Annotated in this window: 26 protein-coding genes and 1 other RNA gene; 6 read left to right on the top strand and 21 right to left on the bottom strand. The window is 57.3% G+C overall.

Annotated elements, in window-relative coordinates; translation table 11 throughout:
- Positions 1–7 precede the first annotated feature (7 nt).
- Positions 8–724, bottom strand: coding sequence for a response regulator transcription factor CtrA (ctrA, locus tag GOV80_RS17730; protein WP_170769711.1), 717 nt, complete (start codon positions 722–724; stop codon positions 8–10).
- An 82-nt stretch (positions 725–806) separates the two neighbouring features.
- Positions 807–1,100, bottom strand: a complete 294-nt coding sequence (gene sciP, locus GOV80_RS17725) for a CtrA inhibitor SciP (RefSeq protein ID WP_170769710.1) — start codon at positions 1,098–1,100, stop codon at positions 807–809.
- A gap of 128 nt (positions 1,101–1,228) precedes the next feature.
- Here sciP and mnmA point away from each other — a divergent pair, with 128 nt between their 5' ends.
- Positions 1,229–2,374, top strand: coding sequence for a tRNA 2-thiouridine(34) synthase MnmA (gene mnmA, locus GOV80_RS17720; protein WP_170786703.1), 1,146 nt, complete (start codon positions 1,229–1,231; stop codon positions 2,372–2,374).
- On the opposite strand, the gene GOV80_RS17715 is transcribed toward mnmA, so the two are convergent.
- The 19 genes from GOV80_RS17715 to GOV80_RS17630 form a co-directional block, all read right to left on the bottom strand.
- Positions 2,371–2,916: a carboxymuconolactone decarboxylase family protein gene (locus tag GOV80_RS17715; protein WP_170786701.1), complete on the bottom strand. Its 546-nt coding sequence runs from the start codon at positions 2,914–2,916 to the stop codon at positions 2,371–2,373. The genes mnmA and GOV80_RS17715 overlap by 4 nt on opposite strands.
- A gap of 78 nt (positions 2,917–2,994) precedes the next feature.
- Positions 2,995–3,570, bottom strand: a complete 576-nt coding sequence (locus tag GOV80_RS17710; protein ID WP_237215914.1) for a hypothetical protein — start codon at positions 3,568–3,570, stop codon at positions 2,995–2,997.
- Positions 3,570–4,727, bottom strand: a complete 1,158-nt coding sequence (gene lpxB / locus GOV80_RS17705; protein ID WP_170786699.1) for a lipid-A-disaccharide synthase — start codon at positions 4,725–4,727, stop codon at positions 3,570–3,572. The genes GOV80_RS17710 and lpxB overlap by 1 nt, the downstream gene beginning before the upstream one ends.
- Positions 4,727–5,521: an LpxI family protein gene (locus GOV80_RS17700; protein WP_170786697.1), complete on the bottom strand. Its 795-nt coding sequence runs from the start codon at positions 5,519–5,521 to the stop codon at positions 4,727–4,729. Before GOV80_RS17700 ends, lpxB begins: the two co-directional genes overlap by 1 nt.
- 4 nt (positions 5,522–5,525) lie before the next feature.
- Positions 5,526–6,311, bottom strand: a complete 786-nt coding sequence (lpxA, locus tag GOV80_RS17695) for an acyl-ACP--UDP-N-acetylglucosamine O-acyltransferase (RefSeq protein WP_170786696.1) — start codon at positions 6,309–6,311, stop codon at positions 5,526–5,528.
- Complete coding sequence (gene fabZ, locus GOV80_RS17690; RefSeq protein ID WP_170769704.1) at positions 6,308–6,781, bottom strand: 3-hydroxyacyl-ACP dehydratase FabZ; 474 nt, start codon at positions 6,779–6,781, stop codon at positions 6,308–6,310. The genes lpxA and fabZ overlap by 4 nt, the downstream gene beginning before the upstream one ends.
- A gap of 72 nt (positions 6,782–6,853) precedes the next feature.
- A complete protein-coding gene (locus GOV80_RS17685) occupies positions 6,854–7,438 on the bottom strand; it encodes an OmpH family outer membrane protein (RefSeq protein WP_170786695.1) in 585 nt (194 codons plus the stop codon).
- Positions 7,439–7,445: 7 nt separating this feature from the next.
- Positions 7,446–9,806 (bottom strand): outer membrane protein assembly factor BamA, encoded by a 2,361-nt coding sequence (bamA, locus tag GOV80_RS17680; protein WP_170786694.1) that lies wholly within the window; start codon positions 9,804–9,806, stop codon positions 7,446–7,448.
- 128 nt (positions 9,807–9,934) lie between these two features.
- Complete coding sequence (locus GOV80_RS22575) at positions 9,935–10,063, bottom strand: hypothetical protein (RefSeq protein ID WP_269149762.1); 129 nt, start codon at positions 10,061–10,063, stop codon at positions 9,935–9,937.
- A gap of 89 nt (positions 10,064–10,152) precedes the next feature.
- On the bottom strand, positions 10,153–11,505 hold the full coding sequence (gene rseP, locus GOV80_RS17675) for an RIP metalloprotease RseP (protein ID WP_170786693.1): 1,353 nt from the start codon (positions 11,503–11,505) through the stop codon (positions 10,153–10,155).
- 4 nt (positions 11,506–11,509) lie between these two features.
- Positions 11,510–12,682, bottom strand: a complete 1,173-nt coding sequence (gene dxr / locus GOV80_RS17670) for a 1-deoxy-D-xylulose-5-phosphate reductoisomerase (RefSeq protein ID WP_170786692.1) — start codon at positions 12,680–12,682, stop codon at positions 11,510–11,512.
- The gene (locus GOV80_RS17665; protein WP_170769699.1) at positions 12,682–13,464 is read right to left on the bottom strand and encodes a phosphatidate cytidylyltransferase; all 783 of its coding nucleotides are present in this window, start codon (positions 13,462–13,464) and stop codon (positions 12,682–12,684) included. The genes dxr and GOV80_RS17665 overlap by 1 nt, the downstream gene beginning before the upstream one ends.
- On the bottom strand, positions 13,461–14,192 hold the full coding sequence (locus GOV80_RS17660) for an isoprenyl transferase (RefSeq protein ID WP_170786691.1): 732 nt from the start codon (positions 14,190–14,192) through the stop codon (positions 13,461–13,463). Before GOV80_RS17660 ends, GOV80_RS17665 begins: the two co-directional genes overlap by 4 nt.
- Before the next feature lie 8 nt (positions 14,193–14,200).
- Positions 14,201–14,764, bottom strand: coding sequence for a ribosome recycling factor (gene frr, locus GOV80_RS17655; RefSeq protein ID WP_170769697.1), 564 nt, complete (start codon positions 14,762–14,764; stop codon positions 14,201–14,203).
- Between the two features lie 185 nt (positions 14,765–14,949).
- Positions 14,950–15,945, bottom strand: a complete 996-nt coding sequence (gene acuI, locus GOV80_RS17650; protein ID WP_170786690.1) for an acryloyl-CoA reductase — start codon at positions 15,943–15,945, stop codon at positions 14,950–14,952.
- A gap of 102 nt (positions 15,946–16,047) precedes the next feature.
- Entirely contained in the window at positions 16,048–17,151 is a 1,104-nt protein-coding gene (locus GOV80_RS17645) for a dimethylsulfoniopropionate demethylase (protein ID WP_170786689.1), read from the bottom strand.
- Positions 17,152–17,658, bottom strand: coding sequence for a DinB family protein (locus GOV80_RS17640; protein ID WP_170786688.1), 507 nt, complete (start codon positions 17,656–17,658; stop codon positions 17,152–17,154).
- Entirely contained in the window at positions 17,658–18,362 is a 705-nt protein-coding gene (locus GOV80_RS17635; protein ID WP_170769693.1) for a DUF1326 domain-containing protein, read from the bottom strand. Before GOV80_RS17635 ends, GOV80_RS17640 begins: the two co-directional genes overlap by 1 nt.
- Positions 18,363–18,366: 4 nt before the next feature.
- Positions 18,367–19,158 (bottom strand): DUF2182 domain-containing protein, encoded by a 792-nt coding sequence (locus GOV80_RS17630; RefSeq protein ID WP_336510174.1) that lies wholly within the window; start codon positions 19,156–19,158, stop codon positions 18,367–18,369.
- A gap of 86 nt (positions 19,159–19,244) precedes the next feature.
- Between GOV80_RS17630 and GOV80_RS17625 the strand changes: the two genes are divergently transcribed.
- From GOV80_RS17625 to chrA, 5 genes are all read left to right on the top strand, one after another.
- Positions 19,245–19,976, top strand: coding sequence for a FadR/GntR family transcriptional regulator (locus GOV80_RS17625; protein WP_170786687.1), 732 nt, complete (start codon positions 19,245–19,247; stop codon positions 19,974–19,976).
- A gap of 10 nt (positions 19,977–19,986) precedes the next feature.
- The gene (locus GOV80_RS17620; RefSeq protein WP_170786686.1) at positions 19,987–20,349 is read left to right on the top strand and encodes a DUF4345 family protein; all 363 of its coding nucleotides are present in this window, start codon (positions 19,987–19,989) and stop codon (positions 20,347–20,349) included.
- A 36-nt stretch (positions 20,350–20,385) separates the two neighbouring features.
- Positions 20,386–20,733: a transfer-messenger RNA gene (ssrA, locus tag GOV80_RS17615) on the top strand.
- A gap of 83 nt (positions 20,734–20,816) precedes the next feature.
- Positions 20,817–21,248, top strand: coding sequence for an ester cyclase (locus tag GOV80_RS17610; RefSeq protein ID WP_170769690.1), 432 nt, complete (start codon positions 20,817–20,819; stop codon positions 21,246–21,248).
- Between the two features lie 293 nt (positions 21,249–21,541).
- Entirely contained in the window at positions 21,542–22,795 is a 1,254-nt protein-coding gene (gene chrA, locus GOV80_RS17605) for a chromate efflux transporter (RefSeq protein ID WP_170786685.1), read from the top strand.
- Positions 22,796–22,839 lie beyond the last annotated feature (44 nt).

Here is a 22,839-nt window from a genome sequence, read left to right as displayed (position 1 = left end):
ATCTGTTTTAGGCCCCGACGGCCATGCGACGTTCATCGACGCTGTTGCTTTGCGGGTCGCGCAGCACATAGCCCCGGCCCCAGACGGTTTCGATGTAGTTGTCACCACCCGTTGCATTGCTGAGTTTCTTACGCAGTTTGCAGATGAATACGTCGATAATCTTCAGCTCGGGCTCATCCATTCCACCATAGAGATGGTTCAGGAACATCTCTTTGGTCAGCGTTGTGCCTTTTCGCAGGCTCAGAAGTTCGAGCATCTGGTATTCCTTGCCGGTCAGATGCACGGTCTTTCCTTCGACCTCGACGGTCTTGGCATCAAGGTTCACAGCGACCTGACCGGTGTGAATGACCGATTGCGAATGCCCCTTGGAGCGTCGGATGATTGCGTGAATGCGGGCCACCAGCTCTTCGCGGTGGAAAGGCTTGGTCATATAGTCATCTGCGCCAAACCCGAAGCCCTTGATCTTGCTTTCGGTATCATCTGCACCTGACAGGATTAGAATCGGCGTTTCAACCCGCGCAACGCGCAGTTGGCGCAAAACCTCATGGCCGTTCATGTCCGGCAGGTTCAGGTCCAGCAGGATCAGATCGTAGTCATAGAGTTTTGCCAGATCGATCCCTTCCTCACCCAGATCCGTCGCATAGACGTTCAGGTTGGCGTGCGTCAGCATCAGCTCGATGCTTTTCGACGTGGTGGGGTCATCCTCGACAAGAAGTATACGCATTTACTGCTCCAATTCGGTTCAATTTACCAATTCAAACTGAGCCTGATCAAAAATGGTTAATCTGACGTTACCGTTGAATCATTTATTTACGTTCTACTTTAGGTTGTCGATATTTTTTTATTGAAGTTGCCTTCAGAGCGTCCGTTCCATGCTCTGCCACGGCTGAAACCCACGAGTTGAACTCCTCATCGCTTAGCCCATAGCGTTTCTTGGCATCCGACAGGGTGATCAAACCATATATTACCCCGCGCACCACAATTGCCTTGCGGGACGCCACCCACCGTGTCGTGTCGTCCGGTGGCAGGTCTGCACGCGATAAAACCGTTCCATCCGGCAGGGTTACGGACCGTGGCCCTTCAACTTTGTGCAAATACATCTTTCGAACCTTTTCTGCTGCGACAAAGCTGACACCAGCCTACTTAATGTGCGGTGAAACCGCCTCTTGAGAGTGTGTAGAATTTTCCTATATTCTGCCGGTCTTTCTTAACCCGCACTGGAATCGTCATGGCCCTCGATACCGAGACCCCGCTGAACTCGCTTGGCTTTGCCAAACCGCCCTCGGAAACGCGGGTGGTTGTCGCTATGTCAGGTGGCGTGGACAGTTCCGTTGTGGCAGCGCATCTGGCCGATCAGGGCTATGACGTGGTCGGCGTGACCTTGCAGCTCTATGACCATGGCGCGGCCTTGGCCAAGAAAGGCGCCTGCTGTGCGGGTATCGACATCCACGATGCGCGGCGTGTGGCGGAAGAACGTGGCTTTCCCCACTATGTCCTGGACTATGAGAACATCTTCAAGGACGCAGTGATTGACGAATTCGCCGACAGTTACTTGGCCGGTGCCACCCCGGTGCCCTGCATCCGTTGCAATGAGCGGGTGAAGTTCAAGGACCTGCTGGAAACCGCCAAGGACCTTGAAGCCGACTGCATGGCCACCGGTCACTATATTCAGCGCAAGATGGGCCCCAACGGTCCCGAGTTGCACAGCGCCGAGGATGCGAACCGCGATCAGTCCTATTTCCTGTTCTCCACCACGCCTGAACAGTTGAACTACCTGCGCTTTCCTCTGGGCCACCTGCCCTCGAAGGATGCGACGCGCGAGATGGCAGCACAGTATGGCTTGGCTGTGGCCGACAAGCCGGACAGTCAGGACATCTGCTTTGTGCCTAACGGCAACTATGCCAGCGTTATCGAGAAACTGCGCCCCGGCGCAGCTGAACCGGGTGAGATCGTGCATGCCGATGGCCGTGTATTGGCGCAGCATGACGGAGTGATCCACTACACAATCGGTCAACGCCGCGGCCTGGGCATCGGCGGGCTGACCGAGCCGCTTTATGTGGTCAAGTTGGATGTGGACAAGAAACAGGTCGTCGTCGGCCCCAAAGACATGTTGGCCACCCGCACGATCCCGGTGCGCGAAATTAACTGGTTGGGTGATGAACCATTTACGTCTCGTGATGAATGGCATCTGAAGGTCAAAGTCCGCTCGACCCGCCCCCCGCGCGAGGCAATCATTCGTCCCCTGTCCGACACCACCGCCGAGGTTGAACTGCTGACGCCCGAGGAAGGCGTCTCACCCGGTCAGGCCTGCGTGTTCTATGCATCTAAGGGCAGCCGCATCTTTGGCGGCGGCTGGATCTGGCGCGGCTACTAGGCCGAAACGGGCGTGACCTCGGTCTCGATCTCGACTTGCAGCGCATCGTTGAAGCGGTTGAACGCGCCGGTCAGGGCAATGCGCCATGTCAGCTCCACGATCTGAGAATCGTTGAACCATGCGCGCAGGTCCGAGACTTCGGCATCGCGCATCCGGCCTGACCGCGTCGTGACCGCCTCGGCATAGCGAACGACCGCTTTGTCGCAATCGTCCAGTTCGGGGTGATTTTCGACATCCGGCAGACGCGCCGCGCCTTCAGGGCTTAGCCCGGTCACGGTCAGTTGTGGTGTATGATGCGATACGCAATAGTCGCAGGCGTTCAATTTGGACACCGTAACCATCGCCAGTTCCAATGCACGGCGCGGCAGGTTTTCTTGCGCCTTGAATGCCGTCAGCATCTCAGCCACATGTTCCAACACCGTAGGGCTATGGGCAGCAATGCGCGCCCAATTGTCGAATGGCCCATACGCCCCAAGCTGGGCCCGAGACGCGCGCGCGGCCTCGGTCATGTCGTCGTCGACGAGGGGCGGAATTCGGGACATCAAATTTCTCCTTCACCGGAAATGGCTGGTCTTGGCGGTGGGCCATAAAGACCTGATGAGACCGATTTGGTCAACGCATCACAACAGATCGGTGGGCGAGTTGAACAGGATATAGAGCCCGACGCACACCATGACATAGGGCGCGATCCGGTCCAGGCGCGCCACTTGCGGCCCGAGGCTTTTAGCCCGAGGCGCCCCCCAAGCCGCCACCGCGACCAATAGGAACGCGGCCACTGCAGCACCCAGCAGGGCGGCCAGTCGGAAAGAAGGTGTGGAATCCGCCAGTAGCGGGGTCATGACGGCAAAGCTGTCGACCGACAGGCTGAGAAACAGGGTTACAACCGAACTGACAGCACCTTTCGCGCTTATGTCCTCGCCCGCGTCCCCGCGATATTGCTGCCAGATGCCGCGCAAGCCGAACACCAAGGGGATGACGCCCAGGTATCCAATCCACTCGGGGATGCCGCTTTGATCCAACCCGATTGCCACGATCATTGCGAGGGACAAGACCATGGCCTTTGCAACCGCAAATCCTGCGATGGCGCGGCGTTGCTCGATAATCAGGATCAGGCCCAGCAGCACCGCCAGATTGTCCAGATTGGTCGAGATCATGGCCAATCCGGCCGAGGCCGCAAAAAGAACGTGGTCGAGCATCAGCCTGCCATCCGCTCCAGCACGGCGCGGGCAGCGCGCAGGCCCGGCGCTTCGCCACCCCGGCCCAGTCGCTGCATTGTCTCGGCCATCGCCTGCTGTTGAAGATCGGGCGTTGCCGCCACTTGCCCCAACGCCTCGGCGATCTTATCCGGCTGGCAATCATCCAGCAGGCATTCGGGCACGGTGCGGGTCTCGGACACCAGATTGACCAGTGTGACGGTATCGAGTTTGACCATCCGCTCGGCCATCTTTTGCGTCAGCCAGCTCAGACGATAGGCGATGACCATCGGCGTCGCCTGCGCTGCCAGTTCCAATGACACGGTTCCAGAGGCAGCCAGAGCCAGATCGGCGGCTGCAAAACCCGCGCGTTTTTGTGCGGTTGCCTCATCAGCGGGCAAGTTGCGGGGATCCACAACAACTGGATGACCGGGCCAGTTTTCCAGATGCGCCTGAACCGTCTCGACCATATGAGCTACGGCAGGTACCACTATGCGCGTATCGGGGTGATCGCGCAGATAAAGGTCAAGTGCCTGGCCAAAGACCGGGGCCAAGCGATCAACCTCGCCCCGGCGCGAACCAGGCAAGGCCAAGAGGATCGGCGCATCCCCCAGATCATAAGCGTTGCGGAACGCGGCAATATCGTCCTCGGTTGCTATGGGTTCACTTGCGACGGGATGGCCGACGAAATCACATTCCATCCCCGCGCGTTCCATATAGGGCGGCTCGAACGGCAATAGCGCCAGAACGTGGTCGATGACCTTGGCCATCTTGTCCGCCCGCCCCGGTCGCCAAGCCCAGACGCTGGGGGCCACGTAATGCACCGTACGAATGTTGCTTTGCGCTTTTACCAGCTTGGCGACGCGAAGCGAGAAATCGGGGCTGTCGATGGTGATCAGAACATCAGGTTGCATGTCCAGAACTGCCTGAGCAGTCTCGGCTATGCGACGTTTGAGATGAAAGAACTTAGGCAGGACCTCGACCAGCCCCATCACCGAAAGCTCGGACATGGGAAAGCGGCTGTTTAATCCTTGCGCCTGCATCAGAGGGCCGCCGACCCCGTCGAACTGCACATAGGGTTGAAGACTGCGCAGCCCTTCCATCAGTGCGCCACCCAAGCGGTCGCCTGACGGTTCACCGGCGACCACGAAAACGCGCATCAGTTCGTCCGCTCGCGCACGTAAAGAAACAGTCCCAGCCGGTCACATTCGGCGATGACTTGCGGCCGTTGCAGCACCATCACCCCACCCTTTTCAATGACGATACCAGACAGCCCGGCGGCCACTGCATCCGCGACGGTATCCGGGCCAATCGCAGGCAAATCGGCACGTCGATCCTGATCGGGTTTGGGGGCCTTGAACAGGACGCCTCCGCCCGCATCGGGCCGTTGTGTCAGCGATTTCAGCATCCAGGCGGTCCCGAAAATCCCCTCGACCGCCAGCGCTTGCCCCTTCGAGACGACGCAAGCTTGCCCGATATCCGCAGCACCCATGGCGCGAACGATCCCAGCTGCTCGATTGGCGTCAGACAGGTCCGCGTCCGATGGCTGAGCCTCGGTCAGCGGTCCAAGAGCTGGCAAAAGGGCTGGCACGATTTCATGGGCGGCACGGACCTGTAGGCCCGCATCTTCAAAAATCCCGATCACCGCTCGCAAGGCCCCATCGTCGCCGGACATGATGGCCTGTTGCAAGATGGGCACCAAAGGCATGGTCGCGGCATCAATCCGGCTTGGATCAATTGCAGGGCGCCGCACCGCGCCTGCCATGCAAATCTGCGTTACGCCGCGTGCTTTCAAATCCGCGATGAATGTCCCCAACTGCTCAAGCGGGAAGGTCATATCCACGTCCAGAGTGTCGGGCGCGAACCCTTCCATCGCGCAGATCACCGGGCGGTTAGCCAGTTGGTCGACCACCTCGGTTGGCAAAGCGCCGGTTCCCGCAATCACGGCCAGCATGGGCTTACTTCCTCGGTGTCAGGAAAGAGCGGTCGGTCTGCCCGGTTACGAAGTCCACGATCCGCTGGACATATTCGCTTTCATTCTTGGCTCCGACGCGATGGGCGCGCTCCATGAATGTACCGTCGCCGGTCGAAAGTTCCTTGAACGCCGCCCGCAGGGCCGAGATGTCTTCGCGCGACACACCTTTGCGTTTCAAGCCGACCAGATTCAGCCCGTCCAGTTCTCCGCGCGGAGCCTGAACAAGGCCATAAGGGATCACATCATTGGGGACCATGGTCAAAGCACCGATGATTGCGCCACGACCGACACGCACCCATTGGTGCAGACCCGAGATACCGCCAACGATCACGTCATCCTCGATGATGCAATGCCCAGCGGCACCCGCATGGTTTACCATGATCACACGATTACCGATCTGAACGTCATGAGCCACATGGACGCCTGCCATCAGCAGACAGTCATCGCCGATCCGGGTCACGCCACCACCGCCTTCGGTGCCGGTGTTTACCGTTACATGCTCGCGAATGCGGTTGCGTTTGCCGATCTCCAGCCGCGTGTTTTCGCCACCGAATTTCAGGTCCTGTGGGATTTCACCGATGACCGAGAAATTGAAAACGACGGTTTCATCGCCGATCACCGTATCGCCGGTGACCACAACATGCGACTTCAACTCGACCCGGTCGCCCAGCTTGACCTGAGAACCGACATAGCAAAACGGTCCGATGACACAGCCTTCACCGACTTGCGCACCGTCTTCGATGATCGCGCTTGGGTGAATGCCGCTCATGTCGTTTTTTCCATGTCCCAGTCCACATAGGCAGAGAATTCGGCCTCGGCCGCAACTTCGCCATCAACGGTCGCGCGGCCGGCGAATTTGAAGATCTTGCCGCCCTTCTTACCGCGCACGGTTTCCACATGCATTTCCAGCACATCACCGGGTACGACCTTGCGGCGGAATTTGCACTTGTCGATATTCATGAAGTAGATCAACAGCTCGCTGTCGATCACGTCCATGCCGACACCAAGCATCACACCTGCGGTTTGCGCCATCGCTTCGACGATGGTGACACCGGGCATGATTGGGGTGCCGGGAAAGTGGCCCTGAAAATGGGGCTCGTTCATGGTGACATTCTTGATGCCTACGGCGGATTGATAGCCCGAGATATCGACAACCTTGTCAACCAGCAAGAACGGATAGCGGTGCGGCAAAATCCGTTGGATCAGCTGAATATCTGCGCTTTTTGTTTCCGAGGTCATCTTTTGCTCGTCCCGTTCTGGATTTCTCTTGGACGCGTGGTTAGCAACACAGCGCCGCAAGGGCAAGCGAACCTATTCTTCGCCATTTTTTTCAAGGGCGCTACCATCGCCAATGGCCGCGTTGATCCGTCCAATCGCGATCTCGGTCACATCCGTCCTGTCCGAGCTTAGAAAGACGCTGGAGCGTTCAATAATCACGGTCGCGCCAGAGTCGCGCAACAGTTCGATGAGAACCGGCTGGATCATTTCAAAAAACAACTGTTGCGCCTCATCGCTGCGGCGCGCCAAGGCATCCAACTTGGCCCGTTGGCCTTCTCTGTGGGACTGAACCTTGCTGTCGAATGCCTCGGCCAAGGGACGGAACTCATCTGCTGGCATTTCAGCCCGCTTTTCGGTCAATTCTTTTTCTTCGCGGCTTAACTCTGCCACGATGCGCTCGTTTTCATCTGCCAGCAAAGTTCCTTCAGCCTCAATCTCGCGCAATATGCGCTGACCGAAGGCGGAATCCGAATACAAACGGTCGCTAGAAATCGTTAGCACGGTCGTTTCCGGCACACCCAGTTGCTGTGCCTCAAGCGGTAGCGCTAAGGCATGGATGAAAATGAAATACAGGGCCCAGATAGGGCCCTGTAGATACGACTTGCAGAAGCTCAGCATGAACGGATCAGAACCGTGCCTGAATGGTCAGGTCAAAGTTCTGTTCCTGGTCAAAATCTTCTTTCACGATCGCTTTGGAGAAGTTGAAGCGCAGCGGGCCAAAGGGTGTCGTCCAAAGCACGGATACACCAACAACGTGCCGGACCGACCCGTCCTCGCCCACGATATCCGCGCCCGCTGTGTTCACATCGTCCAGATTGTAGAGGTTGCCGACATCATAGAACACACCGCCCCGCAGGCCCAGTTCTTCAGGCAGGCCCAAAGGAAAGTCCGATTCGAACCGAGCGACCCAGTAATAGTTGCCACCAATGGCGTCATCCTGACCATTCGACAGGTCACGCGGACCCAGACCGGCAGGTTCAAAACCGCGGAATGTGCTGGGGCCAAGAACAAAACGGTCAACTGTGCGGCTGAAATCATCACCCGTCCAGTGCAATGCGCCCAGTTCGAAAGAGGCACGCAGAACCACCTCTTCGCTCAGGACGCGGGTTTGGGCGATCGCGCGGGCCGTCGTCTGGAAGAACTCATTGTCACCCCCCAGACCTGCGGCATCAACGCCAACCTCAAACAGCACACCGGCATTGGGATTCAGGCCACCGCGACGGCTGTCATACACATACGAGACACCAAGAGCGCTTGTTGTCCGTTTGCCCTGCGCAATCTCAGACGCGACGACAACACCGTTAACTTCGTCGTCCTGCTGAGTCATCTCACTGCGATCCCACTCATAACGCAGACGCAGAGAAGACAGTTCGCCAATGGCGTAGCTCAGCTGAGGGCGGAAGAACAGGCTGTCGGTGTCAAAGCTGGCAAAGCTCGAGTTTGTGGTCGCCAGGCCCAGACCCACATCGAATTGCAGTCGGCGTCCCAGAAGGAAGGGTTCGGTGAAATTCAACGAATACTGTTCAGAATCCTGCGCCGTCGACAGGTTCAGCCCTAGGGTTTGTCCGCGACCCAGAAAGTTCGTCTCGGTCAGGCCAACCGCGATACCGAAACCATCCGAGGCGGAGAAGCTACCGCCGAGGCTCAACGAGCCAGTAGGCTGTTCCTCGACATCCACATCGACGATGACTTGACTGGGGGTTGAGCCTTCGCGCGGTTCGACTTCAGCGTTGGCAAAGAAACCCAGAGCCCGAATTCGCTCAGCGGCCTGACGGATCTCGCGTGGATTGAACGGATCACCCTCGACTGTATCGAATTGGCGGCGAATGACACGGTCAAGCGTGGTTGTGTTGCCCTCGATATCGATCCGTTCAACAAAGATGCGCGGACCACGGGTCAGGACAAACTCGACGTCCAGGGTCAATTCGCGCGCATTGCGCGTCACCCGTGGCTCAACCCGCAGGAAATCGACGCCTTGTTTAAGGCCCAACCGCTCTTGCCGGGCGATCGAATTTTCCACCAAAGACGGGGTGTAGGTCACCCCAGGTTTGATTTTGAGCGCCGCTTGGTACTCCGCCGCGTTCACCCCTGGGATTTCACTGACTGTTGTGATGTTCCCGAACGAGAATTTCTGCCCCTCGGTAATGTTCATAACCAGGAAAAAGGCGTCGCGCTCCTGAGTGAATTCAACATTAGTGCTGTTGACGCGGAAATCGACATAGCCACGGGATAGGTAGAAATCCCGAATGACCTGTTTGTCGAACTCAATCCGGTCCGCGATGAACGTATCGCTGCGAATGAAAGTCCGAAGGATGTTTGCCTGCTTGGACTCCAGCACGCGGCGCAAGCGACGGTCGGTGAAGGCGCGGTTACCCACAAAGCTGACGCGCTCCACCTCGATCGTGGTGCCTTCGGACACTTCAAACACAAGGTCGACGCGGTTGTCACTGCGTCGGATAATGCGCGGAATAACCGTCGCTGACACCCGGCCCTGCGCCGAGTAGACTTGTGCGATCAAATCTGCATCGGCTTCGGCAGCCTGAGGGGTAAAGACACGTCGGGGTTCTGACGAAATCGCCTCGAGCAAGACATCATCTTTGACCCGGCGATTCCCTTCAACGCTGATCTGGTTGATCGTCGGATATTCCTGAACCTCGATCACCAATGTATTGCCGCGCGGCGTCAGTTCGACTGTTTCAAAAACACCACTGTCAAGCAAACGCTGAAACGCGTCATTCAGTTCACCCGCGGTGACAGTCTGCCCCGGTTCGATCCCTGTTCGGGTGATAATCGTGGACGTTTCGATCCGTCGGTTACCCTCAACCTCGAAGGAGTTGATGATGAAACTTTGCGCCTTTGCCGATTGTGGCAGGGCAACTAAACCCACCAGAACAATAAAGGAAAAAACGGATAGCGCCCGCCACAAAATCTTGTTTGCCAGCGTCTGCCCTCCGCAGGATGTGCCTGCGCCTCGCCGATCAGTCATATTTTTCTCTACCCAAAATTATAGGACTTAGAAGCTGAGTAACGGGATTAATTATTCTTGTCAAAAGCCCAAAACAGAAAGCGGCCCAATGGGCCGCCAAACACTTTTCAATTTCGGTGCTTACAGAATCACATGCTGATCAAATAGGCCCAGCCTGCCATCGCAATTGCCGTCGCCGCAAAGAACAGGATCGAGTCCCAGTTCAGCATGAACAGGAAGCTGAAGCTTCGATAGGATTTTTTCAGCGCCTTTGCCATTGTAGCCTCTGACTCAGTTTGGATTTGGTCACAAACCTACAGATTGAATGCGGCGGAAATACGGCTTTTCTGGGCGGCTAAGGCCACATTCAACAGAAGAGATCGTTTGTTACAGAAAATACCATAAGACCAAGTATCAACGAGACCCCGATCCCCATCAATATCCGCAACGCGCCGTCGCTGGGCGGCTTGCCTGTCACGGCTTCATAAGCGTAAAACACCAAATGCCCACCATCCAGTGCAGGGATCGGGAACAGGTTCAGCAACCCGACTGCTGTGGACAAGACGGCAATAAAGAAGATGAAACTTTGCGCGCCCTGACTGGCCATAGCGCCTGACGTTTCCGCAATTCCGATGGGGCCCGAGATGTTGCACGTGCTAATTGCACCCGTCACCATGTGCCACATGCCCGACAGGGACGCGTCGATTATACGCAGGGTCTGACGCGTGCCCCCTGTAACAGAGGCCCACAGGCCGGCCGGTTCAGTCGCCGGTTCCAGCATCATGCCGCCCACAATGCCGATCCGCCAATGTGTGACGTACCCGCCATCAGGCTGCGGCTCATCCGTCCGACGCGGGGCTAGTGCAAAATCCAGCTCGGCCCCTTCACGCCACACGTTCAGCAACAGGACTTTTCCATTCGAGCCTTCGACATGCTCTTTAAGTTGTTCAAACGCAAAGATCGGATCGCCATCGACTGCAGTGATTACGTCACCCGGCTTCAGATCGATGTCATAGGCTGCGCTGCGTGGGGCAAGTTGTTGGATCAGAGGCGGGAACAACCAAGGGCCGGTTACGTCCTGCGTCTGGCCGTCCCGCAGGACAGTATAGTCCAAAACGGGCTGCACGGGTAGCGCATCGGTGAACTGCGTCCAGGCGTCCTGTTCGTCGAATTCGGGCACCTGAATACCGGCGATCGACAAGATCTCATCGCCTTCCCGCAATTGCTGTTCGGTGCCCGGTAGCGGGTGCAGGCTGCCGACGGTTAAAGGTTGCTTGGTCACGCCTTGCGATAGGAAAATTGTGCCAAAAACGATGATCGACATGACGAAATTGAACACCGGTCCAGCCGCAACTGTTGCCGAGCGTGCCCACAAAGGCGCGCCATGCATGGTGCGGCGTAGTTCTTCGGGGCTTTTCTGGGTGATTTCGTCCATCGCCGCCTCATCCTTGCCGGATGCCGCATTAGAATCGCCCAGAAACCGCACGTAGCCGCCAAAAGGCAGCGCAGCGATTTGCCACCGCGTTCCGCGCTTGTCCACGCGGCTCAGCAGCACGGGTCCGAACCCAATCGAGAAAACCTCGGCATGGATGCCTGACCAGCGGCCGACGATGTAGTGTCCATACTCATGCACCGCGACGATCACCGACAAGGCGATGACAAAAGCCACAATCGTATACAGCAAGTTTCCAAACTGAGGGATCAGCGAGAGTATGTCCAAAATTCTATCCTGCTCTTTGGCCTATGGCTTCATCGACCCACTTACGTGCCAGATGGTCCGTTTGCAGCACGTTATCAAGGGTCAAAGGGGCATCAATAAGGCTGCTTTGGGCATCAAATCGGTCCAAAACAGCGGCAACGCAATCGGCCATCGACAAAAATCCGATCCTACGCGCGATGAAGTGATCAAGCGCGCGTTCCTTGGCGGCGTTGAATACGGCACCAGACAAGCCGCCACGTTGCATCACGTGCCGGGCCAGTTTCAGCGCAGGATAGCGTGCATTGTCGGGCTCGCTGAACCGCAACTGACCAAGCTTGGCCAGATTGAGCCGTTCGACCGGCAAGTCCTGCCGCGCGGGCCAATGCAGCGCGTATCCGATGGCGTGGCGCATGTCGGGCGCACCCATATGTGCCATCAACGCCCCGTCGTTGAACCCGACTAGCGCGTGGACGATGGACTCGGGGTGAACCAGAACCTCAACCTGCTCAGGTGAAACCCCGAAATATTCCTTGGTTTCAATTACCTCCAACGCCTTGTTGAACATCGAGGCGCTGTCGATAGTAATTCGTTGACCCATGTTCCAGTTCGGATGGTTGGACGCCTGCTCGACCGTTGCGTTGGCCAGATCACCTAACGGCCAATCGCGGAATGCCCCACCACTGGCTGTGATGATGATCCGCTCGACGGCGCTCATATCCTCTCCGGCCAGGGCCTGAAACACAGCGGAGTGCTCGCTGTCAACCGGCAAAAGGGTAGCATTGTGTTTCCGCGCCGTATCAAGGACCAGGGGACCAGCGCAGACCAAAGTCTCTTTATTTGCCAGGGCAAGCGTCGCGCCCTGCTTCAAAGCTTCTAGCCCCGGTGGAAGTCCGGCAGCCCCAACTATGGCCGACATCACCCAATCCGCTGGCCGCGCGGCCGCTTCGGTCAGGGCCATAGAGCCAGCCGCTGCCTGTACGTCGGAACCCGCCAAAGCAGCCCGCAGATCCTCCAGCCGGTCCTGATGGGCGGTTACAGCCACACTGGCGCGCAGGCGTTTGGCATCCTCCGCCAGTTTGTGGATATTCGCCCCACCCGTCAGTGCCACCACGTCATACGCATCAGGGTTCCGGTCGATCAGGTCGATCGTGTTCTGCCCAATCGACCCGGTGGCGCCAAAAATCGAAACCCTGCGCATCACATCGGTCCCGGTGCGTATAGCAGCCCAGCAATCAGAACGAACAAAGCCGCACCCATCATCCCGTCAAACCGGTCCAGAAAGCCGCCATGGCCCGGGATCAGGTTCGAGCTGTCCTTGACGCCAAACTTCCGTTTTGTCGCGCTTTCCACTATGTCGCCGGCTTGACTGGCCATCGAGGCTGCGACGGACACCAACACGAACAAAAATCCGAACCCAGCGAAAGCCGCAAAAACCCCGCCGACGATCGCGGCCGCGACCCACCCTCCGGCGGTGCCCGACCATGTTTTCTTTGGGCTGACGCGCGGCCAGAATTTCGGCCCACCCAGCGCCTTGCCCACGAAATATCCCGCAACATCCGTCGCCACAACTACCGAGATCAGCCAGACCATCCAGCCAAACCCCATGTTTTCACGTATCGAGATAAACCCAAGCCCCGCCGCTGCAATCCACACTGCAAACAGCAGATAGGTACCCTTGGCCCGGCTTACCTGCCCCGCCCCAACCAGTGCCGGAGCCAGCAGGAAGGGCAATTTATAAAGCGGCGGAAGATGATAGCTGAGGACAACAGCAACCCCGGTCAAAACTGCAAGCTGGATAGCGACCCCAGTCCGGTCCGGGTCGATCATCCGAACCAACTCCCAGGTCATCAGGCCGCAGGCGATAGCGATGAAGGCTTCGAACCACAGCCCGCCCAGCCAAACCTCAACCGAGCCGACGGCCACAAGCACCGCAGCCGACAGAACCCGCGCTGTCAGATCAGACCATCGGCTGTCGCTCATGCTGGGACAGCCCCAAACCGACGTTCGCGAGACCCGAAATTCCGGCACAAGTGCGCCAGTTCATCGGCAGTGAAATCCGGCCAGAGCGTGTCAATGAATTCATATTCCGAATAGGCCGATTGCCACAAAAGAAAGTTCGAGATCCGCGCTTCACCGCTGGTGCGGATGACCAGATCAGGATCGGGAAGAACGTGCGTATCCAGATACTTGGGCAGCGTTTCTTCATCCACATCCTCAGGTCGCAACCGACCTTCGGCCACGTCACGCGCCAGCCGCTTGGTGGCACGCGCAACCTCGTCCCGACCGCCATAGTTGATAGCAATGGTCAGATGCACCAGATCGTTATCCTTGGTGGCATTTTCCAGCGTGTCCATCAGGTCGATCAGCTTAGCGTCCAGACGCACCCGATCGCCAATGAACCGAACCCGAACCCCGTTTTTTGTCAGGTTCGCTGTTTCCTTAATGATGTAGCGCCGGAACAAGCTCATCAGCCCGGCCACTTCGGCCTGTGTCCGCTTCCAGTTCTCGGTCGAGAAGGCAAAGACAGTCAGATACTTGATGCCAAGCCCCGGGCAGGCCTCGACCACATCCCGCACGCGCCGCGCACCGGCCTGATGGCCAAACAGGCGCGGCCGTCCACGCGCCTGAGCCCAGCGACCGTTGCCATCCATGATGATCGCAACATGCCGAGGCCCATCCTGAGGCGCCGTCTGTGGGGTGTCAGGCATATCCGGTCTCAGACCTGCATGATCTCGGCCTGCTTGGTCTCAAGCGCGGCATCCACGGTTTTGATCATCTGATCGGTCAGGTCCTGAACTTCGCTTTCCCAGAACTTCTGATCGTCCTCGGACATCCCGTCTGCCTTGGCCTTTTTGATCTGGTCCATCCCATCCCGACGCACGTTACGAATCGAGACGCGCGCATGTTCAGCATACTGACCGGCAACCTTGCCCAGCTCGCGGCGACGTTCTTCGTTCAGCTCCGGGATCGGCAGCATGATGATCGTCCCGTTTAGTTGCGGATTGATCCCCAACCCGCTTTCGCGAATGGCTTTTTCGACCTTGCCGACCAGACCTTTGTCCCAGACATTGACCGTCACCATACGCGGCTCGGGTACATTGACCGTGCCAACCTGATTGATGGGCGTCATGGAACCATAGGCATCAACCATCACCGGCTCCAGCATCGAGGCCGAAGCCCGCCCGGTCCGCAACGATGCGAATTCGGTTCTGAGGTTGGACATCGCGCCTTCCATGCGGCGCTTCAGATCATCGGTATCCAGTTCGAAATCGTCAGCCATTCTGCTCACTCCCCGTCTTCAGGTGCTGTTGGGATGGCTCATAAGCCATCACAATTGGGATGTATAGCGATGATGATCTGGAATTGCGCCAATGACCAGAGCTGTTTGCGGCATTTTCACGGTCGTTCAAGGGCGCAGGAACCGGTCCGGGCAGCGCCGGACCGGTGCGGTGTTCTGACATGGGTTCAGGCGTTTACGTCCACAACCACCCGGCCTTTGACCTGCCCCTTTAGGATATCAGCGCCCAATTGTGGCAGATCACTCAGTGTGGCCGGGTGAACCATGGCCTCCAACTTGTCCATGGGCAGATCGGTCCCAACGCGTTTCCACGCCCGAACGCGGTTCTCGTAGGGCTGCATCACGCTATCGATCCCCAACAGGTTTACACCACGCAGCAGGAACGGAATGACGGTTGCCGGAAGTCCGGCGCCACCTGCCAAACCAACAGCCGAGATCGACGCACCGTATTTCATCTGCCCCAGAACACGGGCCAGCATGTCACCACCAACGGCATCGATACAGCCTGCCCATGTCTCGCTTTCCAGCGGACGCTTGGTCGTCTCGTTCAACTCATCACGAGGAACAATGGTCGTAGCCCCCAAAGACTTGAGGTAATCGCCCGCTTCGGCCCGGCCCGTCACTGCTGCGACCTCGTAGCCCAAGTTTGCCAGAATCGCTGTCGCAACCGAACCAACACCGCCCGCAGCACCGGTTACAAGCACCGGCCCGTTGCCAGGCTTGAGGCCGTGATCCTCAAGCGCCATGACGGCCAGCATGGCGGTAAACCCAGCGGTTCCTACAGCCATCGCCTGACGCGTGTCCAACCCATCGGGCAGCGGTACCAGCCAGTCGGCTCTTGCGTTGGCCTTCTGACTATAACCACCCCAATGGGCCTCACCCACACGCCAGCCAGTTAGCACAACCTTGTCGCCGGGCTTGTAACGATCATCCGCGGACGCCTCGACCGTACCAGCATAATCAATGCCCGGCACATGCGGGTAGCTGCGCACCAGACCGCCACCTTTGGGCGACATGCAAAGACCATCTTTGTAATTGACCGTCGAATACTCGACCGCAACTGTAACCTCACCCGTAGGCAGGTCATCGGTTGACAGCTGTTTGACCACGGGGCTGGCCAGACCGCTCTCGTCGTCTCTCTCCATCACCAACGCATTAAACATCTGAACGTTCCTTTCATCTCATGGTGCCAGGCCCCGTCCTTCACCTGGCAAAAAATATCCCGGGGGAGTCGCGCAGCGACGGGGGCAGAGCCCCAACCACGCCTAAGTCCAAAAATGCGCCTGTACGATTGCGCTACGCATCCCATCAGGTGTTTCAACCTCTACCTGAGTGCCGGCTTCCCAATGGCTCAACCGCAACATCCCGATGGAAACATTGGTGCCAAAATCCGGAGACCAAGCAGCAGACGTCACCTGCCCCACCCGTCTCCCATCAACATAGACTGGCCAAGGCCGATCGCAGGGCGGTACCGCCGCGCCGTCAATCGCAATCGGCCGGATTTGCTGAACCGGCCCTTCCTTGGCCACGCGCAACAGCGCATCCCGACCGATACATCCAATTGCTGTGTGCGTATTACAGAACTTGCCCAACCCACATTCATGCGGCGTGTTGTCGTCGGTCATATCGTTGCCATAAGACAGCAAACCACCTTCGATCCTCTCGATCAGGTTCGGGCATCCCGCCCGCACATTCAAATCCTCCCCCGCCGCAAACAGCGCGTTCCACAGCGGCATGCCGATATCCGAGCCCTCGACATAGATCTCAAACCCGCCCTGTTTGGAATAGCCCGAGCGTGCAACGGCCAAGTCGCGGCCTTCGAACGCGAACATGTCGAACTTGAAAAACCGGATATCGCGCACGCGGTCGCCGAATACACGCGACATCAGCTCATCGGCTTTGGGACCCTGCACTGCCAGAGGGGACACGTCCGGTTCATCCACCAGAACATCCAACCGATAGCCATTGGCGATACCCTTTACCCACAACAATAGGTCGCTATCGGCAATCGAAATCCACCAGCGGTCCTCGGAAAGCTTCACGGCCACCGGGTCGTTCAGCATCCCGCCGGTTTCGTCCACGATGGGCACATAGAAACACTGACCTGGCAACATGCCGCGCAGGTCACGTGGGGTCAGCATCTGCATCAAACGCGCTGCATCCGGGCCGCGCAACTCGACCTGACGTTCGCACGACACATCCCATACCTGCACATGTTCCTTGAGGTGTCGGTAGTCGGCCTCTACCGACTCGAAAACGGTGGGTAGCAACATCCGGTTATAGACTGTGTAGGCCTTGACCCCCGCCGCCTCGACGCCCTCAGAGAAAGGGGTCCGGCGCAACCGACGTGAAAACGAAACCTGAGCCATTCATCCCTCCTGCGGTAAGAAGACCAGATCGCTGACCGGCGCTGCCGATCCGGTCTCGGTCAACATTTTATGAATTTGACCCCGGTGGTGTGTCTGATGGTTGAAGAAATGCATTACACATTGCGCGTAGGGCTTCGTGACATCGGCTTGTTTTGCCGCTGAAAACCATGTGAAGGGCCCTGACAACGCCTCATCCTTCAGGCTGGCGACCCAACCTTCTATCCGGGCATCAACAACGTCACGCAACACCACCCACTCATCGTCATCAGCACAGATCGCTGTGCTTTCCGGAATGCCACCGTCGGGTCCTTCGCCTCCGTCGAAACGTGACATCCATATCCAGTCACCCCAAAGCAGATGATTGGCCGTCCCAAGAATCGACCCAAAAAACGCTCCGCGCTCACGGTTCAATTCCTCGGTGGTGAGTGCGCTAAAGAACTCTTTCAACTGACAGTTCTGCCAGCGATTATAGCGCGCCATCTCCTGCGCATAAGCCGCGGTGATCATCACTTGGGTCCATGCCAGTCGATTGGGCAAATCTCGGCCGATTTACCACCAAAATCCCACACCCGGCCATAGTCCCGCACCTTGGATTTGGTGCCACGCGCCACAATGATGTCCGGCCCCATCCAGTATTTCGAGTTCGAGACCATCACTGGGTGATCCGGATCCTTGCCCGCCATCATTTCAATTTCGCCCTGAATTTTTCGGCCGATCACGATACGCCGCTTGGTGCCGTCGCGTTCGATGACGACCGGAGCGCGCTCTGCCCCGATGATCTCACTGACCAGCATGGTGAACAGCCCGGTGGTGCCGCCCGCCTGCCCGCTGAAGATTTGCAGCAAACCGTTATAGGCTTTCCCGCTGGCGCGTTCATCCACATAAGCCGCGACCTTCCACTGGCCCTCACCCATACGGCCCGGGATATCCACCAGAAGGCCTACATTCAGTCCCGACAGGTCCTCGCCCTCGAAATGACCTTCGTCGATGATGACGCCCATCCATGCATGACAGTGCCCCTCAGTCGGAGGATGCGCGCCCAGCGAGACCACACAGGGACAGAACACGTCACAGGAACAATTCAGGATCAGTTCACCTTTGATGGCCCAGTTGGTTGGGCTCATCTCGCGCCGTTTGGGGTTGGGCATACGGCTGTCGATTCGTTGACTGATCGGCAAGCGGTCCGAATCTGTTTTTCTGTTTTTAGCCATCAGCTTATCCTCCGTAAGCAAAGGGATAGATGAGCAGCAGAGCGCCGCCCGCGATCAAAGCAAACCCCAGCGGACGCGTGATCGCGTGCCCGATCTGAGGCAGTTTTTCGAGAACCATGAAGAAAGTCGCAATACCCATCCACAACAAGCTCATGACGCCACCAACAAAACCAAGCGCCATGAACCCCCAGCAACAGCCGACGCAGAATGCGCCAAGTCCAAGCCCCATCCGCAGTCCGCCAGTAAATCCGGTTTTCCAATGGCCCAGAAAATAACTCATTGGCGCATGGCAGACGCCGTGGCAGACCTCTTTAGCTCGGGTGAATTGAAATGCGCCCACTGCGATCATCAAAGCGCCGGATAAGAACGTCGATTTGGGGATGCCCAGCATGTCAACCACGCCACCGAACAACAGCGCCAGTTGGACAGCCGTGATAAGTGCAGCAAACCCGACCCAAACAGCGAAGTAACCGGACAGCACGCCCAGCCACCCTGCCCGCGTGCCATTGGCGCTGCGGATCAGGTCGTCATAGCTGCGCAGGGTCGGAACCAATGTCGGCAGCATCATCGCAGCCATCATGATTGCCCACATCCAGAACAAGGGGCCGAACTCGGCCATCGGCATATACATGTCCATCCGCGGATCCATCGCGGCCATGGCCTGTCCCATCGGACCCGGACGGCCGATCCAGTCCAGGTCCATTGCGCGGCTCATGGTGAACATCATCCACCACGCCCACAGGATCAGAGCGTAAAACCCCAGCCAAAACCCGTTACGGAGAACTGCGCGACTCACTTGTCCCTCCCGACTCAGTCCTTGCAATTCAAATGTCAGACTTTTAAATGTCAGACAAATAAAAACGTACCAATAGGTGCCGGAATATGAAAATCGATCCTCAGAAGCCTGCCGACCTGTCCGCGCAGATTGCGCAGGCGATCCGCGATGCCATCGTTTCGGGTCAGTTGATCGTTGATGAGCGTTTGCCGTCCGAGGCAGAGTTGGCCGACCAATTTCAGGTGTCGCGCCCGACGGTGCGCGAGGCCTTGAAGCGGCTAGCTGCGCAGTCTCTGATCCGCACGCAACGGGGCGCGACCGGCGGTGCTTTTGTCAATCGGTTAAGCTTTGAGGACGCCTATTCCCAGCAAATCACTACGTCGACACTGTTGTTGTCCATGAACACGGTCAGTTTCGACACCGCCTGCGAGGCGCGCTACGCCTTGGAACGCGCCTGCGCCCGGTTGTCGGCCCAACGGCGCACGGCCGATCAACTGGCCACCATGCGGGCCGAGATCTTTCGTCAAGCGCAGCCGGGCCTGACCGATGAAGCTTTCTGCGCGTCAGATGTGGCCTTCCACCGTGCCCTGGTCGACGGCGCAGGAAACCCTGTGTTGTCCTACCAGTTGGCGGGTGCGGTCGAAGCGATGCAGCCACTGATGAACATGATCACCTTCACCGCCCGGTCCCGCGAGGAAATCATTTCGCTGCACAGCCAGATTGCCGACGGCCTGGAAAACGGCGATGCAGACGTGGTTGAAGAGAGCCTCGTAAAGCTTGAAAAATACACACGAAAACTGGCCCATGATGTCGCGGAACAGCGACGCAAACCAGCTTAGAGAGGATCTGATGGTATCCGTCCTGAATATCATTGCGGCCGTGCTGACCATCGGCTTTGGATTGTTCGGCTTTCTGGCTCCGGCCTATACCGCCAACGCGCTGGATCTGGCCCCGACCAACAGCACCATGGGGCTGAGCGAGATGCGCGCCTCGGTTGGCGGATTGTTTGTTGTGACGGGAATAGCGGTCATATGGCTTAATGCGCCAATGGCCTATGCGATGCTGGGCGTGGTCTATGCGGGCGCAGCACTTGGTCGGTTCTTGTCGGTCATTCTGGACAATCCGCCTTTGGTCAAGGCCCTGACTTTTGGCGGAATCGAAGCGGTACTTGCGCTGTGGTTGATAGTGGCGAACTTGAATAAAGCACCGTAAGCAACTGTAATTATGTAATACACGCTCTAAAACTGAACAATTGCATCCCCGACGTCCCTCACCTATATAAGATGTGTCCCTCGGGACTATGGACATAAACGCGCTCGTAATAAGCGGATCGGACCCGGGGGCGGTACCCGGCGGCTCCACCAATCATCCTTCGTTTGAGGATTTCGGGGCCGAAATAGGATCGACGAACGTCTAAAGGGGTTAGCTTTGTCTCGGCTGTCTGCCACCGTTATCGGCGAAACTAGTACAATTGCAAACGACAATCGTGCTCCGGTTGCAGTTGCTGCGTAAGCAGTAACAAGACCGAAACTTAAGTCCTTGCGCCTAGCCGCGTAAGGCGGGGTTCGCAGGTACCTGGCAACAGAAACCTGCATTTCTCCACCTCATTTTATCTGCAGTGTTCAGAGTTTGTTCACTCCTTTTGCTCATCTTTGTTCCAGCAAGACAGGAGAGCTGAGATGTCACATGCAGAGATCCTACGTGAGTGGTATTCCGAAGTTTGGGAAAACGGCAACACCGATGCGATTGATCGGTATTTTACGCCTGACACAGCAGCCGAGGGATTAATCCCCGAGATGCAGGTCGGTGCCGACGACTTTCGTGATTTAGTCATGGCTTTTCGCCATATCTTGGGAGAAATCTCAATTGATGTACGTAAGACCATCGAGAACGGCGATTGGGTGTCCAGTATTTTGCACGTTCAAACCTCTCGGGCTGACAATGGTGCCCCGGTTGAGGTGACGGGTCAGGTCGTCGCGCGCTTTCGCGGCGACAAAATGGTTGAGGCATATAACCAATTCGACTTCATCTCGCTTTTCGAGCAATTAGGACAGTTCCCAAAGGATACATTGCCTGTTTGCATGACCGGGCAGCGGTTGGATTGGGTATAGTTTTGCAGGGCGCTTGACCCGTTTGTCTGATGCGCGTTAGCAACAGGCAGAGGGTCAGGTCGCGAACACCCGTGATGGGGCAACCCCAAGCTTCGCGTGGTCGTACCTGAGGCAAGTGACATGCCGTGCCCTATTCAACCTATTCTGAATGTATTCCAAAGACAAAAACGCAATATTCCCGCCGTAACTCTTCGTTGCTTGGACCAAACTTCGCGCACTGAAAGTGGAATTGCTCGCAGCAGCTGTCGTTTGACGTCAGCGCAATACCTAGCCGTTTTCATGGACAGAACCAGATGACGCCCCCTTCGGTCCCCGAGTTGATCCGTGTTTTTGGACGTATTGGCCTGCTATCTTTTGGCGGACCCGCGGCGCAAATCTCATTGATGCACGAAGAACTGGTCGAAAAACGCCCTTGGTTGGATGAACACACCTACCTGCAGGCGCTGTCACTATGCATGTTGCTTCCCGGCCCCGAGGCAATGCAGTTGGCCACCTATGCCGGCTGGCGTTTGCGCGGCGTGCCCGGCGGTTTGATTGCCGGCACCCTATTTGTACTGCCGGGTGCCATAGTGATTGGCGCTTTGGTTTGGCTTTATGCTCGGTTTGGTGACCTTCCTTTCGTCCAAGCGGGCTTTCTAGGAGTGAAGGCAACAGTCATCGTCATTGTCATTCAAGCATTGCGCAATCTGTCACGCCGCGCGTTGACCAGTGGCGAAAGCAAACTTATCGCCCTGTTCGGTTTTCTGACCATCTTCGCACTGCAACTGCCCTTTCCTGTCATTATTCTGAGTGCCGCGGTTTGGGGGTATCTACGGCTTGATGGGGGCCAGTCTTCCGTATCGGGCATTTCCTCGCCCCAAACTAACCCTGTGCGCACCTGTCTGATTTGGATCACTCTGTGGCTGACACCTTTGTTTCTCCTCAGCATTGCGGGCGCTAAACTGTTAAGCGATCTGGGTTGGTTTTTCGCCCGTTTGGCAGTAGTCACATTTGGTGGCGCATATGCCGTTCTTGCGTATATGACGCAAACCGTCGTCCAAAGATACGAGTGGATCACAACCAACCAGATGATCGACGCATTGGGTTTGGCTGAAACGACCCCGGGCCCGCTTATCCTTGTTACCCAATTCGTCGCCATGCTGACCGGACAAACAACGGCAGGATTGCCGTTGGCGTTGGCCGCGGGAATCGTTGCACTTTGGGCTACATTCGTGCCGTGTTTCCTGTGGATATTCCTGACCGCACCATACTTGGACCAGCTGGCCGCCAGACCCGGCCTTTCAGCCGCATTGCATGGCACAACGGCGGCAGTTGTGGGTGTGATTCTCAACCTTTCTCTTTGGTTTGCCTTGCATGTTTTTTTCACGGACGTGACAGAGATAGCGTGGGGGCTTGTTCGTTTGCCCTGGCCCGCTTCAAATACGCTCAATATCTCCGCCCTGATATTAACTGTGTTCGCTGGAGTGTTGATATTTCGATTCAAATTCGGCATGGGAAAGACATTGGCCCTGATGGCCATAGCCGGTGTCGGAACGTATTTTCTTTGAACAATCCCGCGACTCTCGGTCTTTCGTTTCCAATGGAATCCCTT

This window comes from Ruegeria lacuscaerulensis (assembly GCF_013034685.1).
In the GTDB taxonomy this organism is placed as follows: domain Bacteria; phylum Pseudomonadota; class Alphaproteobacteria; order Rhodobacterales; family Rhodobacteraceae; genus Ruegeria; species Ruegeria lacuscaerulensis_B.
The sequence above is the reverse complement of the archived record's forward strand: the minus strand, read 5'-3'. Positions and strand labels throughout refer to the sequence as shown.